We start from the raw sequence: 16953 nt of genomic DNA, 5'->3' as shown, positions 1-16953 counted from the left end.
TATTCAGTGAGCTGATCCTAAATTTAAATACCATGATAAAACACAAGATACTTTTTTTTAATGCCATCATGCTGGCCATGATGCTTTTCGGATGTGGAAAGGCAAGTAATGAGCACTCTTTTACACTGGGAGACAGCACATTTATGCTGGATAATAAGCCCTTTCAAATCATCTCAGGAGAAATTCATTATCCCCGGGTACCACGTGAAGCCTGGCGTGCCAGGATGAAGATGGCCAAGGCAATGGGTTTAAATACCATTGGAACATATGTTTTCTGGAATTTACATGAGCCTGAAAAGGGCAAATTTGATTTTACAGGCAATCATGACATTGCAGAATTTGTAAAAATTGCAAAGGAAGAAGGGTTATGGGTAATCCTCAGGCCAAGCCCTTATGTATGTGCCGAGTGGGAATTTGGTGGTTATCCATATTGGTTACAAAATGAAAAAGGACTTGAAGTAAGAAGCCGTGAAAAACAATACCTGGCAGAATACAAGAAATACATAGATGAAGTAGGTAAGCAGCTGGCACCACTTCAGATTAACCACGGTGGAAACATCATTATGGTTCAGGTAGAAAATGAATACGGTTCGTACGGAGCGGATAAGGTGTACCTGGAAATGAACCGGAAAATGTTTGTGGATGCAGGGTTTGATGGACTTTTATACACTTGTGATCCGGAAAAGGATATTGTAAAAGGACATTTAAAAGGTTTAATGCCGGCCATTAATGGTCAGGATAATCCGGTAAAAGTAAAACAAGCCATCCGCAGTCTGAATGATGGGAGAGGCCCGTTTTTCATAGCCGAATGGTACCCGGCATGGTTCGACTGGTGGGGCACACCGCACCATAAAGTTCCTGCAGAACAATATACCGGGAAGTTAGATACCGTATTATCCAATGGAATGTCAATCAACATGTATATGTTTCATGGTGGAAGTACGCGCGGTTTCATGAATGGTGCAAACTTCAGGGATACCATTCCGTTTGAACCGCAAATCAGCAGTTATGATTATGATGCACCACTGGATGAAGCTGGAAATGCCACGGATAAATTTATGAAGTTCAGGGCGGTGATTGAAAAGCATTTGCCAAAGGGACAAAAGTTGCCGGAAGTACCAAAAGCAAAACCTGCTGCCGCAATGGAGCCTATTCAGTTCACTAAAGAAATCAGTATTTTTGATTATATTGGAAAAGGAAAGCAAAGCCAGAATCCATTAACATTTGAAGACATGAATCAGGCATATGGCTATATGCTTTATAAAACTGAAATCAATGGAGGCAAAAAAGGTGAACTGAAAATTGATGGCCTCCGGGATTACGGCATCATCTTCATTGACGGCGTGCGCAAAGGTACGTTAGACAGAAGATTAGGACAGGAAAGCCTTACGCTGGATGTACCAGCCGGAAAACATCAGCTGGAAATATTTGTAGAAAATATGGGCAGAATTAACTTCGGCCCGAATTTGTTGAAAAACAAAAAAGGTATTGTTGGTGAGGTTTCTTTTGCTGGCACAGCACTTAAATCATGGACCATGTATTCATTACCTTTTGATCAGGTGGAAACCTCAAAAATGAATACCGCAAAGGCCAGAAGCAATACGCCGGTATTAAAAACAGGATCATTCAAGGTTACAAGCCCTGAAGATACCTATCTTGATTTAAGGAAGTGGGGTAAAGGAGTGATTTGGGTAAACGGACATAACCTGGGTAAATACTGGGGTATTGGCCCTCAGCAAACCATTTATCTTCCGGCAGAATGGTTAAAGAAAGGAGATAATGAAATCATTATACTGGAGTTGAATAAACCTGAAAATAATGTGCTGACCAGTTTAGCTAAGCCCATCCTGGATCAGGTAAACGAGGTAAAATAAATATTATTGATTGTATATTGCAATGCCCCCAAAAGTTAAACTCTTGATGGGGGCATTTTTATGATTAATCTTGAATGCACTCCACTTATGGCAAGTTATATTCCCATGGATTCTTCCGGATCTCAACCTTAAAATCATTTTCATTTCTTCTGCTATTGAAGACAATCCTCTGGTAGGGCTTCTAAAATCTGATTAGTTGATAGCACCAATGGATTGGTAACCAGGTATACTGTACAATTTGATGTAGCATAAAGCCACACATTGTCCATAAATTCTACAGTCCAGCTACTATCATGATAGGAATACAAAAATAATTTTCGTTTACATACAATTTCTGTCTGGCTAAAAATGTGCGTTTTAAAAGGCGCAGACCCCATTTTACGGGACAGGTGCTACTGCTTATCTGTTAAAAATGAGTGATATACACAATAATTGGCTTAATTTTTGGTTTATATTAAGTGTGGCGGATGCTACAAATAAACCTATTATTTAACCTTAAATTTAAAACTTATGGCTTTCAAAGCTAGATTGAATTTTTCGGGCAAGGAGTACGATGTGCTTCATTGCGCCTATGCGTTAAACCGCGATGTAGATGCTAAAGGAAGACCCTCTTCCGGAGTTTACGGCGGTACCATTGATATTGAGATCGAGTCAACCGAAGACACCTCTATTATCGAAGCAATGGTAAACAACCAGTACAAACCCATTACCGGAACCCTTCTGATTAAGAAATCTGAGGAAGATGCCAAAATGAAAGAAGTTGATTTTGAAGATGGCTACATTGTTAAGTATTCCGAAGGAATCAACATTGTGGGCGATCACCCGATGACACTGAAATTCCAGATCTCAGCCAGAAAGCTGAAACTCGGAAACGCAGAGCATTTAAACGATTGGCCTAAAGCGTAAAAGAGGTAGAGGGTAAAAGGTTGAAGGGATAAGGTTAATTAGATACCGGATGCCCAAGACCATGCTCTTCGCTAACCACTAACACAATTCATCTTTTCAAAACATTTAAAACTTACCAAAATGGCATTTAAAACCAGATTAACATTAGGTTCAAAGGAATTTGATGTTTTACAGTGCAGCTTTTCATTAAACAGGGATGTAGACGCTAAGGGTCGTCCGTCATCAGGGGTATACGGTGGAACCATCAACATTGAAATCGAATCAACTGAAGATACTTCAGTCATCGAATCAATGGTGAATAACCAGTATAAGCCGCAGTCAGGTACCATCGTCTTCAAAAAAGGAGAAGAAGATGCAAAAATGAAGGAATTAACTTTTGAGGATGGCTACATTATCCAATACAGCGAGGGTATCGCCGTAAATGATAATACGCCGATGACACTTACTTTCGTGGTATCAGCCAGAAAACTCAAACTGGGTAACGCTGAACACGAAAATGACTGGCCAAAGGCATAGTTCTCCACTTGATATCGCCAAAAGTAACGGGTTTTACCTGTTGCTTTTGGTGTATCAAACCCTTTCACTAACAGTGCAAATCTATATTAATTTGCCACTCATGCTCCATTTTTCAAATAGCTTAGCTTTTATTTTTCAAAATCATAACTGGAGTTTAGCATATAAAAAATTAACACCTGCCACCTGAAATCAATCTTCACATTTCACCTGGGTAGAAGTTGCAGCAGCGATGAAATTTTAGGGTTTCCCTGCCCGTTGCCACTAAGCTTGACATGCATATGGAAAAGAAACTCATCACCGAAATCAATATAGAAGATAAGGCCATTACCCATTTTGCCTCCTTCAGCCTTCAACAAGAATTTAACAGTCACCATTATTTTGAATTGCGGTTTAACCACGACCAGATGGGTGCACCAGGTTTGATTAATTTAAATGATAGTCGGGATTTTGTGGGTAAAACCTTAACGGCATCTTTCGGATATTCACAAGACCAACTCCAACACTTTTCAGGTTTGGTTACCCGGGTAGAGCTGGCGCAAAGCCATGGCTATCATGGCGTATTAATTGTGAGTGGTTACAGTCCCACCATATTGATTGATCGTGGCCAGGATCTGGGCTCTTATCTGGATAAAGATTTAAATGATATTGTAAAATTGGCTACAAGTGATACACCGGCCAACGACCTCAAAATAGTAGCGAATGCCAGCAGGCAATCCACTATAGATTATCTCATTCAGTATAAAGAAAGCGACTGGGAATTTTTAAACCGCCTCTCCGGAGAATATTATGAATGGCTGTACTATGATGGTCAGCAATTGAATTTTGGTAAACCCGACGTGCAGAAAGATGTTGCATTATTTTACGGCCGGGATGTACATAACCTGCAATATGCGATGGAAGTTGCCCCCATCAAGAATAAACGCTTTGCATATAACCCTAAACAGGATGAAATGCTACAAAGCGAAAGCAGTGGTCAGGCCGATGGAAATCCTGATCTGGCACATGCCATTAAGGCTTCTAACCTGATGTACAGCAAAACCTTTAATCAGCCTTCGCTCATCAGGGTAGATAACAATAGTGACATTAAAAGCCATGTAGATAATGAAGAAAAGGCACACATCAGTGACCTTTTAAAAGTGAATGCCAGTGGCGATAATGCCGCATTGGGCATTGGTACCATCGCCGAAATTACCATGAGCATCAGGCAGGAAGTTGCTTTTTTAACAGAAAGCCTGGGCCAGTTTTTAATTACCAGTATCACGCATAACCTAGATGGAACAGGAAAATACCACAATACCTTCGAAGGTGTGGTATCCAATACCGAACGCATCCTGGTGAAAAATTATGATAAACCCAACCCAGATATGCAACTGGCTGATGTGATCGACAATGCCGATCCACAGGGAAATGGCCGGATTAAAGTGAAGTTTAAATGGGAGTGCAAAACCAATGATGTAACCGAATGGCTGAGGGTAATCACCCCAGATGCCGGAAGCAGCGATAAAGTAAGCAAAAACAGGGGCTTTGTATTTATTCCTGAAATTGGCGATCAGGTTGCGATAGGTTTTGAAGAAGGAAATATTGCCCGGCCTATCGTATTGGGTTCAGTTTTCCATGGCAAAAGCGGATCAGGAGGAAGCGCCAGTAATAATAGCAAAAGTTTAACTTCTAAAAGTGGGCATACTGTTCAGTTAAATGATGGTGGAGGCATTACGATTAAAGATAAAACAGGTGGCAATCACATTGTTGTCGATGGAGAAAATAAGGTCACGGTAACTTCAAGTCAAACGGTTGTGTTAACCAATGGTGCAGCAGCAATCACACTGGAAGGAGATAAAATTACGATTCATGCATCAGAAATTGAGATTGCAAAAAAAGGAGGTAACTCCGCAAAAATTGATATAAAAGGCGATGCCACAAATATTAATGCTAAAGACACTGTTATTACCTCGACGAATAATAAGATCATTGGCACCAACCATGTTACAGGTGGTGTTACCACAATTGATGGTGGTGATGTTTTTATTAACTAAAAGCTAAAATTTATGTTTTGGAATTCATCTGAAAATAAGCAATCGAAAATTCAAATCAACAAATGCTTTACTGAAAAGTACATGATTGAACAAACATCCGAAATCATTATGAGCAGTCTTGTTGTCAAAACCGTAACTGAATTAAGATGGGATGTTCGTGTTCTGAAAATAACAGATCAGGGCTATCATATCGAAGTATTAAGTCTTGATAATGTTTTGAAAGAAAGTAATAATCCTAATATGCGTGATTTGAGTGCTTTCAACAATGCATTTAAAAGAATGTACAATGAACTTAATATGCTAATTAGCAAAGAAGGTGAATTAATTGAAGTTAATAATATTAAAGAAATACAACGTAAATGGGCGCAGGTTAAAGCTGAAATGGAAGTCATACAAACCAAGCATGATAACATGAAAGGCATCATCGCATTAAATGATGACCTTTTTAACAATCCTGAGAATATTAAAGCTGCTGTAAAAGGGAATGAATTTTTTGAGGTGTTTTTCAACGCCTATTTGGGTTTAAACTTACCTGGTGGAAAAAATATTACCAAAAAAAGTCTGTTTGCGCAGGAATCTGTTAAATGGAGTTATGCCATCACAGTTGAAAATTCACTAACTGATGAAAAGAAAGCAATTGTAAATATAGTTGGTCACCCAACACAAAGTTTTGATAAAACATGGATTAAAAATGCTTACGGTAGTTTTCCAATTACGGAAATTGCCGACAGAAAGCCAGAAGTTAAGGATGAAGCTAAGTATAAGATTGATTATAGTAGCGGAAGGGTTTTAGAAGGATTAATTACAAAGGAAGAAATTGTTCACCCTGAATTGTTAAAAGCTAAAATGGTTTATCGTATTGTGGCAGATAATCAGGAAGTTGAATCTGAATCACAGCCTGAGCGTTCTGGTGAGTATGTGCAGGAGTCAAGTAAAGAAAAAAGAAATTTCAGCCTATTAGATTAGCTGTGCTATGGGAAATAAAATTGCAACTGAGGAAGATTATTGGATGTGTTCAGGCGGTATCATGCCCGCTCAAATGCAAAGTATTCAGCGCATTGCAGAACAGAAAGATAGTAAAAAGTACCTGATCAAAAGTGATACTGCCACGGCATCAATGGGTGATTTTGTTTGCAAATGGGTGATGTTAATTATGGCGCTTATTGCTGCGGTAATAGCTGTGCTGATTGTGGCAACCGGGGGTGCAGCTTTAGGTGTAATCGTCGCCGTTGGTGCTGCTGCAGGAGCTGCAGGAGCAGTATATGGGAGTGTTATAGGTGGTTTAGTGTGTGGACAAAAAGCTGCTATTGCTAGGACATGGATTGGCGACAAGAGCAATTTGATGATAGGAGGGCAGAAAACCCTGACTACAGGAAGCACTATGGAATGCCCGGTATTTGGATCTAAAGTTGTACATGCACCTAACGTAAAAAATTGGTGGGATGCGCTTCGTGTAGGGATTGGAAACTTTGGAGAAACTGTTATTCTGGGAGCAATGGGCGGAGCACTTATTGGCTTAGGTGGCGCATTCCTTTCTGGCGCCGCTGCATTATCTCTACCCACACTAGCCAGTGTAGGCACAAATATTGTGGGTTCCATTACTGGATGGGGAATGGCTGCCCGTTTGTATTTTGGCGCTAATGCAGTTTCTAACCAACAGGCCTTAGGGCAGATTGACATTAACAATGTGGACGAACGTGATGCCGCTTTTGGAAATGCAGCGTTTCCTGAATACGGCAGCGTGAAGCGAATTACAAGTGGTAGCGCAGAACCTATGGATGCCATGTTATTGCTTTATTTCTTAAATTTGAGGGTTCCAGGTGCGAAACCTGGTGTTACACCGAAAGAGGAACCTATTGGTGGTAATAAAGAAGAACCGGTTGCGCCAAAAGAAGAACAAGCAAAACCTAAAGAAGAAGAGGTTAAACCTGTTGAAAATGTTAAGCCTGTTGAAGAAGGCCCAGCTAAAGGTAAGGATGGTAAGGCTTATGAAGCTAAAAAACCATCTTTTAAAGACGGTCAATCTGATGGTGGTCCAGGTACATGGGAAACTCGTACTACTCCTGAAAAAGGTGCAGCATATCAAGAACAAGTAACTGGTGCACCAAAAAACACGGAGTATGTTGTGAAGACGGATAAGATGAAGAGTGGGGAGAAAAAATTTGATGGTTACGATCCGGAAACCAATACACTTAAAGATGCAAAGGATTGGGATAAATGGCCACCATCTGGAAATAAGCCGTGGGAAAAGGCAGCAAGGCAATCTGAAATTAATAAAGCAAGGATGGATGCCGACATTGCTAGCGAAGCAGGAAGTAAGTTAGAATATCATGTTCCTACAGAAGAAAAAGCAACACAATTAAGAGAAATTTTTGCTGAAGAAGGAATAAACATAGATGTCATTGTAACAACTAAATAAATATTTTTAACCCAATGAAGGAAAAAGTTATGCTTAGATTACGCTTTGATAAAGCTGATTTAACAGCAGAAAAATACATCAATTTTTGTAAAAATATCTTGCAATCATTAATGAATTTTAATAGTTACTTCTCTGATTTTGGAAGTTGGAATTTACATACAAATTCCGCAATCAATTTTAGAGATGATTTTGAAGATTTCTACGACAAAGTATTTCTGCAAATTAAAGACAAAGAAATAGCTTATATAAATCCAAATTCAGAAGATAAAGATTTGCAAAATAAGTCTATTAGTCCATTTGGTTTTAGGACCTCTTATACTCCAAATAGTATGATAGAGTCAAATGCTAACATATCTATTGATGTTTCACCCACATCAAGTTCTAGATCTTCGTTTTTTATTTTTGAGTTTCCATCAGAAGAAATAGAAAAATTTATCGATATTCATTTTGTCATGGCATTATTGAAAAATTTGCAAACAATTCTACATCCTATTGATGGGACTATATTAACAAAACCCTTTTTTCACAAAGTAAATAAAAAAGATTTTGATCCTCCCATTGGCTGGATCACCTATATTAAGGATAGTTCGAAAATAAAAAATGTTTCAGTAGATGTGATAAAAGAGTTTACTTTAGATGGGGTTATATTGATACTCAAGGAAAGTTGTCCAGACTCAAATGATATTGATTACGTCAATAAAGCAATAGAAATTAGAGATATGTTAACTTTATGATATTTATTTGTCTTAAATAAATATCTATTTAAATTTTATCTGAGCTAGAATTTGGGTCTTTAAAGATTTAAGTTACCATTCATTTATATGAGGCTATTCGATAAAATGTTTTATTAAAGTAAGAGGTAAAAGAACATGCAGAACTATTTAAAAATGTTTGGGTTGATATTCAATAGATCGATTTAAAAAATAATCTAGAAATTAACAAACTTATCTTTTTAGCTTTATTAAATCAAAAAAATGAGTATCAAATCTGTCTTTTTATACTTTAAAGAAAGGCTTCTTCATGTATGAGAAAAATTGTGATTCTGTTATTTTCAAGTCTATTTAAAAAAATAAAAAAATAATGAAATTTCAGATTACCCGGGAAACAAACCTGTATTTACTACAATATTTGTAACTTCTAAACAATCTCCACTAACATATATTTCTGTTGATGAGGAAGGTGATATTCAAGCGTTTAGCGATGATGAAGCTGACTCAGAAGATGCAAAAATCATTTCTTTGGATCAATTATTTGAATTAGATCCTTCTTTACATACAATTTACGAAGCCCATAATGGTTCTTCGTTTGATAAAGATTCAAAAACGGGTAATTGGATAAAATCATAGCAGATAATGGTTGAAGAACAAGAAATATCTCAGCAGCTATTTGTCTCAAAATCTTCATTAAGAAGAGCCGCTGCAAAATACATAGGTAAAAATAAAATTGAAAATCTTGGTGATAAGCTTTGGGATGCTTATTTAAAGGAGGCTGAGAATCCTAAAACCTGGGAAACTCAGGTTGAGATGATCAAAAGTTTAGGCCTAATAAGATACGCTAAAGCAAAGCAATCGCTGTATAGCATTTGTAAAAGCAATAAGAAACACGATATGATAACCTCAAGTGCAACCAAAGCATATGTGAGGATTGCTAGAGAAAATCTACAAGATATAATTCCAATTTTAGATTTATTATCTTTTGGTGATTTTGAGGTGGTTAGTAGTGCGTTTGAAGTGTTAGGAGAGGATAAAATGGTTCCTTCCGAAAAAGAAATACTCTTTTTGTTAAATTATATTTCTAAATCAAATCTTGTGAAAGAAAAAGGATATAGAGATTTTAGAATTGGCTTTGTTTGCGCATGTGCTGGTTTTAGTGATATACCTGAAGTGAAATTATTTCTAACTAAATGTTTAGATAATGATGATTCTTTTTTTGCAAAAGTGGCCATTAACTCACTAAATAGAAAATATACAGCGATTTCCTAACTGATTTCGATTAAAGTAAACTATGGAGTTTGAAGAATTAGAAACCAAATTACAATCTTCAATAGAAAAGGCAGAGGAGATTGCAATAGAAAATATTTAGTTGGGTATAGATTTTTCTCCGTTTATAATTTTTGATGATAAAGAGATCAAAAAGTTTAAGGCTGATTCATTAGATGATGCTCTAGATATGGCACTGGAAGAAATCGAAAGTTTAGAGGAGGAAACGGTTGTTCTTATATACAAGGATGTTATAAAATTAAATGACGGAAGCTTTGACGGAACAAAAACATATTATCCACCAAAATAATAAATAACATATGCAACTAGATTTTGATAAATGGAACCACAATGTAAATATTGGAAAGTCAATTGATTTAACTAATGCTGATTTCTCAATAGTTTTAGAAAAATTTAATCAATTAGATCAGAAACAATTTACCCAAATCATATTAGGAGGGGATAACGATCACTTGATTGTTGGTGGTGGTAAAGGAAATTATGTCTGCACATTTTCAACAAATAATAACGATGAATTTTATAACTTGATTAATAAAGCTGCTTCTGAAAATGAAGATATAGATTTAGTAACAGGTGGGCAGGAGGGAACGTTTCCTGCAACAATAGTTGTAGGGGAAGATGCAGCTTTAAAGGCTCTTAAGTATTATTTTGAAAATCAAAAAATGAATCCAGATTTAACTTGGGAAGAATAATAATATTATCTTGGTTTTAAGTAGATGCCAGTAGCATCCCAGAATGTAGCATATGAAGAATTTGAAATTTTAATAGGTTTCTTAATTTAGAAATGACCACAAGAGAATATATTTCTTTAAAAATTCATTAATACAATTAAATATTTTAGTGAAGATTTTAAATATTATATGCGTGGAATAAAAAGCTAATTCTGGCACTTATTTAAGAAAAGATTTAACAGATCTTAAATCAGTAGTTTAATCAATTGAAAGATTATGAAATTGATTACTCAAATCTTGACAAATCGAAGAAGGATTTTGTCTTGGATTCAAAGAGTTTTTAGATTATATAATGAGCGAGACTATAGACAACAATAAGCAGATTGCAAAATATATTGCACCAATTTTAGGGATTAATCCTACTGCAAGAAGGCATTGGGATGAAGAGAATAAAAAATCTATAGATATTTTTACAGTTATAGATCCTCTTCATACTAATATACAATTTCATGGAACACTTGGAGTATCGGAAGCTCAATTAAAGATTAATAATGAAATACAAAATTTTTCATTAGAGCTGATTATAGGCGCTGATAAAGAATTTACTGACACTCCAAATATATTGGCAACATGTGGTTTTTATATTATTAAAGATCACTGGGAGTGTAAGCCAGGTGCTGTCTTTATGGACATGGTTAAGATGTATTATGATAGCCTTGAAATGAAACATATTTATTTTAATGTTCCTTTCGTTTGGGATGATAAGTTGAAACCATTGCAACTTCCAGATAAAAAAATTGTTTGGCTTTTAGCAATACCTATTTCTGATAAAGAATTAAAATATAAAACTGAAAATGGTGACAAAGCACTTCAGGAACTATTTAAAAAACATCAAATAGATGTATTTGACTTAAATAGAAAGTCTATAGTATAATTTTAATAAAAAAGTAAAGGCTATTTCAATAAATGAGATAGTCTTTTTTTAAGAATAAGATTTAGATAGTATTATTCCATATTGCTCAACTTTTTAAGAACCTATTGAAAGATAAAATTAATATTTTAAAGCATTGTTGAAACTGATAATTATCAAACAAAGTTTCTCAGATGAAAAATTCAATACAAAGTATGAGTAAGTCAGAAATAAAAGAACTTACAGAATTATTCAGAAATGATTGGACTGATATTCAGCAGATTGCAATAGAAAATAATCTGGAAATTAATAATACTTATCTCTTTAGTTTTATTGAATCTGAAAATGAGAAAGAAACGTGTCTTTTTTATACTTTAGGAAAAGGCTTCTTCCTATATGAGAAAAAATATGATTCCAGTTTTTTTAATGCTGTTGATAAAAATGAAATAGAAAATGAGTTTCCTCAAGTACAGACAGTTGTTGATATCGAACAGTTTGATTCATGGTAGTAAAGGGGGTTTTTATCTAGATCATCAAGCCAATCCCAATCATAAAAATAATGCTGGTGCCAGTCTATTATCTTTTGCAGAAAAAGTAGGTAACGCTTAACTCATAAACCTATTGAATAAAAACGGTTGCAAGCTGAACGTTTAAAGATGCGGCCATAAGATATGATAGCCTTCAGGCTTATTCATCTACAATTAAGATCTATCGTACCAAAGGCGCAAATTTTTCTATTCCAACTGCCCATTCACTAACCTTCCGATCTTGACTGCATGCCTAGCCCAGTCAAAGCCCAGTTCTAAGGCATAATGGTTACATGTTATTGCATGTTTAGTGAAATGGATATTTATGAAATGTAGCCCAAATAAATACAGCCAATTTTCAATCAAAATTCAAAGTATATACGGTCATTTTTTTTAACCGAACCCCTTAATTTACCACTCCAGAGAATAAAATCGATTTTTATTGTTTGTATACGATAATTAAATCTTTATCACAAAACATTATTATAAAAATGATGTTACGTTCTAGATTTATGAAAAAGCACCACCTCTCCAACAGCCCAACACCCTGGCAGCGGCTCGTCGAAATGCTTCATGCAGAGCGTTCCACGATCAACTATATTTTTATCTATGCCGGGTTCATTGGGATGATCGGCCTTTCGCTTCCACTTGGAACAGCGGCCGTTTTTAATCTCCTGTCTAATGGCTCCATGTATGGCTCTACCTACATTTTAATCACGGCGATTTTAATCGGAATTATTGTTGGTGGCATCTTGTTGCTGGGGCAGCTTAGCCTGGTAGAATTTCTGGAGCAAAAGATTTTTATTAAGGCCGCACTCGATTTTGCTTACCGGTTACCCCGAATCAAGAAAAAGGAGCTCGAAGGCGAAAATCCACAAGAACTGGTGAACCGTTTCTTCGATGTGTTAACCATACAAAAAGGCCTTACGAAGCTCTTAATCGATATTGTAGCTGCTGCGGTATTGATTTTTTTCAGTGCCATACTGCTTTCATTTTATCACCCGGTATTTATTGGATTTGGCTTGTTTACCATCATTTGTATTGCCATTATCATTTTCATTTATTACCGCAGGGGTGTGAATACCAGTATAGAAGAATCAGAATATAAATATGAAGTGGTGGCTTACCTGGAAAATGTAGCTGCTGATTTAGACGCTTACCGTGGTCGATCAGAAAAAATGGATCAGGTGATGACCATTACAGACGAGATTACCTCCAAATATATTGGTGCCAGAAATGATCACTTCAGCATTTTAAAAAGGCTGTTTGCCAGTGCAGTCGTTTTGCGGACGATTTTAATGGGCGGTTTGTTGCTGATGGGTTCCTATTTCGTGGTGCAACGGCAAATGACTTTTGGTCAGTTTGTGGCTGCCGAGGTAATCATTGTGCAGATTTCTTATGCGGTAGAAAAACTCATGACCAGCTTAAATACCGTATTTGATATGGTTACCGGAAGTGAAAAACTGGCTGTGGTCACTGATCTGGAAATAGAGGAAGGAGCGCAGGAAAATGGTTAATAGAACAAAGAAAATTATCGAAAAAAAGATAGAGGAACATGCTTTATTATCCAAAGCAAAACTCATTTCCTCCAATGGCCCCAGGTTATTGGGCAGGGTGATGATCGGTGTACTAATCCTTTTCATTATCATCTTGCTTTTGCCCTGGAGACAAACCATATCCGGACGCGGAATCGTTACGGCCCTCAGACCGGAGGATAGACCACAAACCATCCAAAATCAAATAGGTGGCAGAATTGAGCACTGGGCCGTTCGGGAAGGACAAGAGGTGAAAGAGGGAGACACCATTTTAATTCTTTCAGAAACAAACCAATCCTATTTTAATCCGGATCTTCCAGACAGGTTGAATGAACAACTGGCCGCCAAAAAAGGAAGTGAAATGGCTGCTGAACAAAAAATCTCAGCAACAGACGCACAGATTAATGCCCTAACCAATGGTTTGAGGATTCAGTTATCTGCCGCTGAAAATAATGTGGTGCAGGCGCGTAACACAGTAAGAATAGACAGTGCAGAGCTGGTTGCGGTGAAAAACTATTATCAAACCAGTAAAGCCAGGTTAGAACGTTATGAGGTAGGGTATAAAAACGGACTTTTTTCACTTACCGATATTGAAACACGTCGGTTGAAACTTCAGGAAGACAAGGCTAAGGAAGTCAGTCAGGAAAATAAGCTTAACAGTTCGAGGCAGAGTTTAGCCAATGCCTATATCGAGTTGGATAACATCCGTGCAAAATACAGCCAGTCGCTGGCATCAGCACAATCAGATAAAAGTTCCGCCCTTTCCGGGAAAGCTTCCGTAAGGGAAGAGATCGCGAAGTTGAGAAACGAGATGTCGAACATAAACATCAGGCGTGGATTGTACGTAGTCAGGGCACCTCAGGATGGTTACATTGTGAAAACCCTCAAAGCCGGAATCGGAGAGAACATCAAGGAAGGAGAATCGGTTGCAACCCTTCAGCCGCGCTCACCTTTAGTGGCTGCAGAAATATATGTTGATGCCATGGACGTTCCGCTTATTGTGGATAGCAGTAATGTGCGCCTGCAGTTCAAAGGTTGGCCGTCGGTACAATTCTCCGGCTGGCCATCAGTTGCCATCGGTACTTTTGCCGGGAAGGTTTCTGTAATTGATCGGGTAAGTACAGATGGTAAATACCGCGTGTTGGTGAGGCAGCCTAATCAAACCCCCAAAAACGACGAACCCTGGCCAATCCAGCTCCGTCAGGGTTCAGGAGTATACGGAAGGGTAATTTTAAGAACAGTTCCGGTTTGGTATGAAATCTGGCGACAGCTAAATGGCTTTCCCCCAAGCTTGGATAAGGCACCTACACCAGAAAATATCAATAACAAATAATTGTGGTTTTATTTCAGCCATTACTTAAATCTATGTGGGTTAAACAAAGAACCATTAACAAAATCTGCCTGCCAATTTTACTGTTATGGACTGTGTTCAGTTCAGCTTTTGCACAGGAAAAGCTTGATCTCACCCATCAAAAAACTTTCCTGTTAAAGGATTTGCAGGCATTGGTTTTATTCAACCATCCGATAGTGAAGCAGGCTGCATTACTGAGTAGGGAAGCCCAGGCAAGGGTATTTCAATCACTCGGTAAATTTGATCCGGCTTTGATGGCCTCATTCGGAAGGAAAACTTTTGGTGGTACAGATTATTATAACCATTGGGATAGTGAATTAAAAGTACCACTGTGGCTTGCTGGTGCAGATCTAAACGTGGGTTATGACCGAAACGTTGGCGTGTATAATAATCCCGAAACCCGAACCAGTAGCACCGGCCTTTCAGGAGTTGGCCTAACCATTCCATTGGGGCAGGGTTTGTTCATTGATGCCCGCCGAAATACCCTCCGCCAGGCTAAAATTATGGTGGGTTATGCTGATGCCGAAAAAGTGGCACAGATTAATGGGGTCTGGTTTGATGTGCAGAAGGATTACTGGAATTGGTACTATGCTTTTCAACAAAGTAGATTTACTCATGAAGGGGTAGAACTGGCACAAAAACGCTTTCAGGCCATTCGGGCACAGGTAATGATAGGAGACAAACCACCCATTGATTCAGTAGAAGCCGCTATTACGCTTCAGGATAGAAAAATTCAGTTTCAGGAAGCTACCGTAAAACTAATCAACTCCAGGCTTTTATTATCCAATCACTTATGGAGTTCGAATGCACAACCTCAGGAACTTCCTGCTGAAGCAGTTCCTGAAGATATAGCAGAAGCAGAAATGGCCCTGGAAAAATTACGTGTAGATACTTTGCTTCAGCAGGCGACTGAAACACATCCCGAAGTATTAAAAATCAAGAGTCAAACGGCTAAACTTGATATTGAACAAAAATATCGGCTGGAGATGTTAAAGCCTAAGCTTAATATAAAAGGTGCATTCCTCGCCGGACGAAGAGATTTTTCTGATGTACCCAATGATTATGATTTTCGGTTAGCCAATTATAAGGTGGGCATAGATTTTTCTTTTCCCTTATTTCTTCGGGAAGAACGTGGTAAACTTCGGGAAGTTAAGATTCAGCAAGCTGAAATGGCCTATGGTCTTCAGCAAACCACCCGTGAAATTCAAACAGGCGTAATCACTGCATTTACAGAACTTAAAGCTGTACAGGCTCAGGTAAATTTGCTATCCAAAAATGTGGAGAACCAGCGTACATTGGTCAAAGCTGAAGTACAAAAATTTGAACTCGGAGAAAGTAATTTATTCCTCATTAATACCCGGGAAACTAAATTAATGGATATGCAGGTGAAGCGTGCTGAACTGATTTCCAGTTTTCAGAAAGTGATGGCAGATTTATATTATCGTGCCGGAAAACAAAAGCAGTATTAGGCCTTGAAAATGAGATGGATACTGTTCATTAAATTAATTCACACCATTAAAACCTGCTTCTTTGTAATGTAAACAAGGTTCTGAGCATGAACACGGCATCATCTTTGCTTATGCTCCAACTCAAATTTAAAGCAATAATATTTTAAAAAGATGAAGAACCTACACGTATTTTTCCCGAAACGATTATTATCCTTTTTAGCCCTGGGGCTCCTGTTTTTATCTTCCTGCTCGGAATCACCTACAAAATTTTTCGAGATTACGATTCTGAATACCAATACGATTAAAGACTTTGCCAGTCCGGTGTTGGCTCAACGTCTTGATGCTGAAGCAAAGGAATTTCCAAATATTCCATCAAGTAAGAAAAAGGGTGATGAGGCCGTAAACAGTATAAAATTGAATACTCAATTTCTGGAACAATCCTTAGAAAAAATTAAAAAGGTATCCGCCTCCGGAGATGACCAGAAAGAAATTCAAAAATTAGCTGTTGATTTATATGAATATGTGATTCCGGTGTATAAAAACGAATATCTGGCTTACGCGAAACTTTGCGATACAAAAGGTGATCAAAGTGCCAAAGAGGAGATCATTAAAAATATCGATACCAAATACGGGGCAACTTTTATGCAAAAGCACGATGCTTTAATGGCTAAAGGTAAAGCTTATGCAGAAAAGCACAACATCCAGGTAAGTTGGGGAGAATAGTATAAACATTGGTTTTCACCGGATAAATATTTATCCGGTG

The 16953-nt window shown here is 37.5% G+C and carries 16 protein-coding genes; all 16 read left to right on the top strand.

Annotation, left to right across the window (positions count from 1 at the left end; genetic code table 11):
- Positions 1–32 precede the first annotated feature (32 nt).
- The 16 genes from OQ267_RS10305 (at position 33) to OQ267_RS10230 (ending at position 16913) form a co-directional block, all read left to right on the top strand.
- On the top strand, positions 33–1874 hold the full coding sequence (locus tag OQ267_RS10305) for a glycoside hydrolase family 35 protein (RefSeq protein WP_265835814.1): 1842 nt from the start codon (positions 33–35) through the stop codon (positions 1872–1874).
- Positions 1875–2384: 510 nt separating this feature from the next.
- Positions 2385–2780 (top strand): type VI secretion system tube protein TssD, encoded by a 396-nt coding sequence (tssD, locus tag OQ267_RS10300; protein WP_029288480.1) that lies wholly within the window; start codon positions 2385–2387, stop codon positions 2778–2780.
- 120 nt (positions 2781–2900) lie between these two features.
- Entirely contained in the window at positions 2901–3296 is a 396-nt protein-coding gene (gene tssD, locus OQ267_RS10295; protein ID WP_088300686.1) for a type VI secretion system tube protein TssD, read from the top strand.
- A gap of 278 nt (positions 3297–3574) precedes the next feature.
- The gene (locus tag OQ267_RS10290) at positions 3575–5329 is read left to right on the top strand and encodes a type VI secretion system Vgr family protein (RefSeq protein ID WP_265835813.1); all 1755 of its coding nucleotides are present in this window, start codon (positions 3575–3577) and stop codon (positions 5327–5329) included.
- Between the two features lie 12 nt (positions 5330–5341).
- Positions 5342–6295: a hypothetical protein gene (locus tag OQ267_RS10285; RefSeq protein WP_265835812.1), complete on the top strand. Its 954-nt coding sequence runs from the start codon at positions 5342–5344 to the stop codon at positions 6293–6295.
- A 7-nt stretch (positions 6296–6302) separates the two neighbouring features.
- Positions 6303–7748, top strand: coding sequence for a Tox-REase-5 domain-containing protein (locus OQ267_RS10280; protein WP_265835811.1), 1446 nt, complete (start codon positions 6303–6305; stop codon positions 7746–7748).
- A gap of 14 nt (positions 7749–7762) precedes the next feature.
- The gene (locus OQ267_RS10275) at positions 7763–8482 is read left to right on the top strand and encodes a hypothetical protein (protein WP_265835810.1); all 720 of its coding nucleotides are present in this window, start codon (positions 7763–7765) and stop codon (positions 8480–8482) included.
- 618 nt (positions 8483–9100) lie between these two features.
- A complete protein-coding gene (locus tag OQ267_RS10270; RefSeq protein ID WP_265835809.1) occupies positions 9101–9730 on the top strand; it encodes a hypothetical protein in 630 nt (209 codons plus the stop codon).
- Positions 9731–9830: 100 nt separating this feature from the next.
- Complete coding sequence (locus OQ267_RS10265) at positions 9831–10037, top strand: hypothetical protein (protein WP_265835808.1); 207 nt, start codon at positions 9831–9833, stop codon at positions 10035–10037.
- A 10-nt stretch (positions 10038–10047) separates the two neighbouring features.
- The gene (locus tag OQ267_RS10260; protein WP_265835807.1) at positions 10048–10440 is read left to right on the top strand and encodes an Imm1 family immunity protein; all 393 of its coding nucleotides are present in this window, start codon (positions 10048–10050) and stop codon (positions 10438–10440) included.
- Positions 10441–10771: 331 nt separating this feature from the next.
- Entirely contained in the window at positions 10772–11353 is a 582-nt protein-coding gene (locus OQ267_RS10255; protein ID WP_265835806.1) for a suppressor of fused domain protein, read from the top strand.
- A 191-nt stretch (positions 11354–11544) separates the two neighbouring features.
- Positions 11545–11838: a hypothetical protein gene (locus OQ267_RS10250; protein WP_265835805.1), complete on the top strand. Its 294-nt coding sequence runs from the start codon at positions 11545–11547 to the stop codon at positions 11836–11838.
- 530 nt (positions 11839–12368) lie between these two features.
- Positions 12369–13373 carry an ABC transporter transmembrane domain-containing protein gene (locus OQ267_RS10245; RefSeq protein ID WP_088300680.1) on the top strand — a complete coding sequence of 335 codons (1005 nt, stop codon included), beginning with the start codon at positions 12369–12371 and terminating at the stop codon, positions 13371–13373.
- Entirely contained in the window at positions 13366–14724 is a 1359-nt protein-coding gene (locus OQ267_RS10240; protein ID WP_265835804.1) for an HlyD family secretion protein, read from the top strand. The genes OQ267_RS10245 and OQ267_RS10240 overlap by 8 nt, the downstream gene beginning before the upstream one ends.
- 32 nt (positions 14725–14756) lie before the next feature.
- A complete protein-coding gene (locus OQ267_RS10235) occupies positions 14757–16211 on the top strand; it encodes a TolC family protein (protein WP_265835803.1) in 1455 nt (484 codons plus the stop codon).
- Between the two features lie 150 nt (positions 16212–16361).
- Positions 16362–16913, top strand: a complete 552-nt coding sequence (locus OQ267_RS10230) for a hypothetical protein (protein ID WP_265835802.1) — start codon at positions 16362–16364, stop codon at positions 16911–16913.
- Positions 16914–16953 lie beyond the last annotated feature (40 nt).

It is taken from the genome of Pedobacter sp. MR22-3 (assembly GCF_026240075.1).
Lineage (GTDB): Bacteria > Bacteroidota > Bacteroidia > Sphingobacteriales > Sphingobacteriaceae > Pedobacter.
This window is presented reverse-complemented; position numbering and strand designations above follow the sequence as displayed.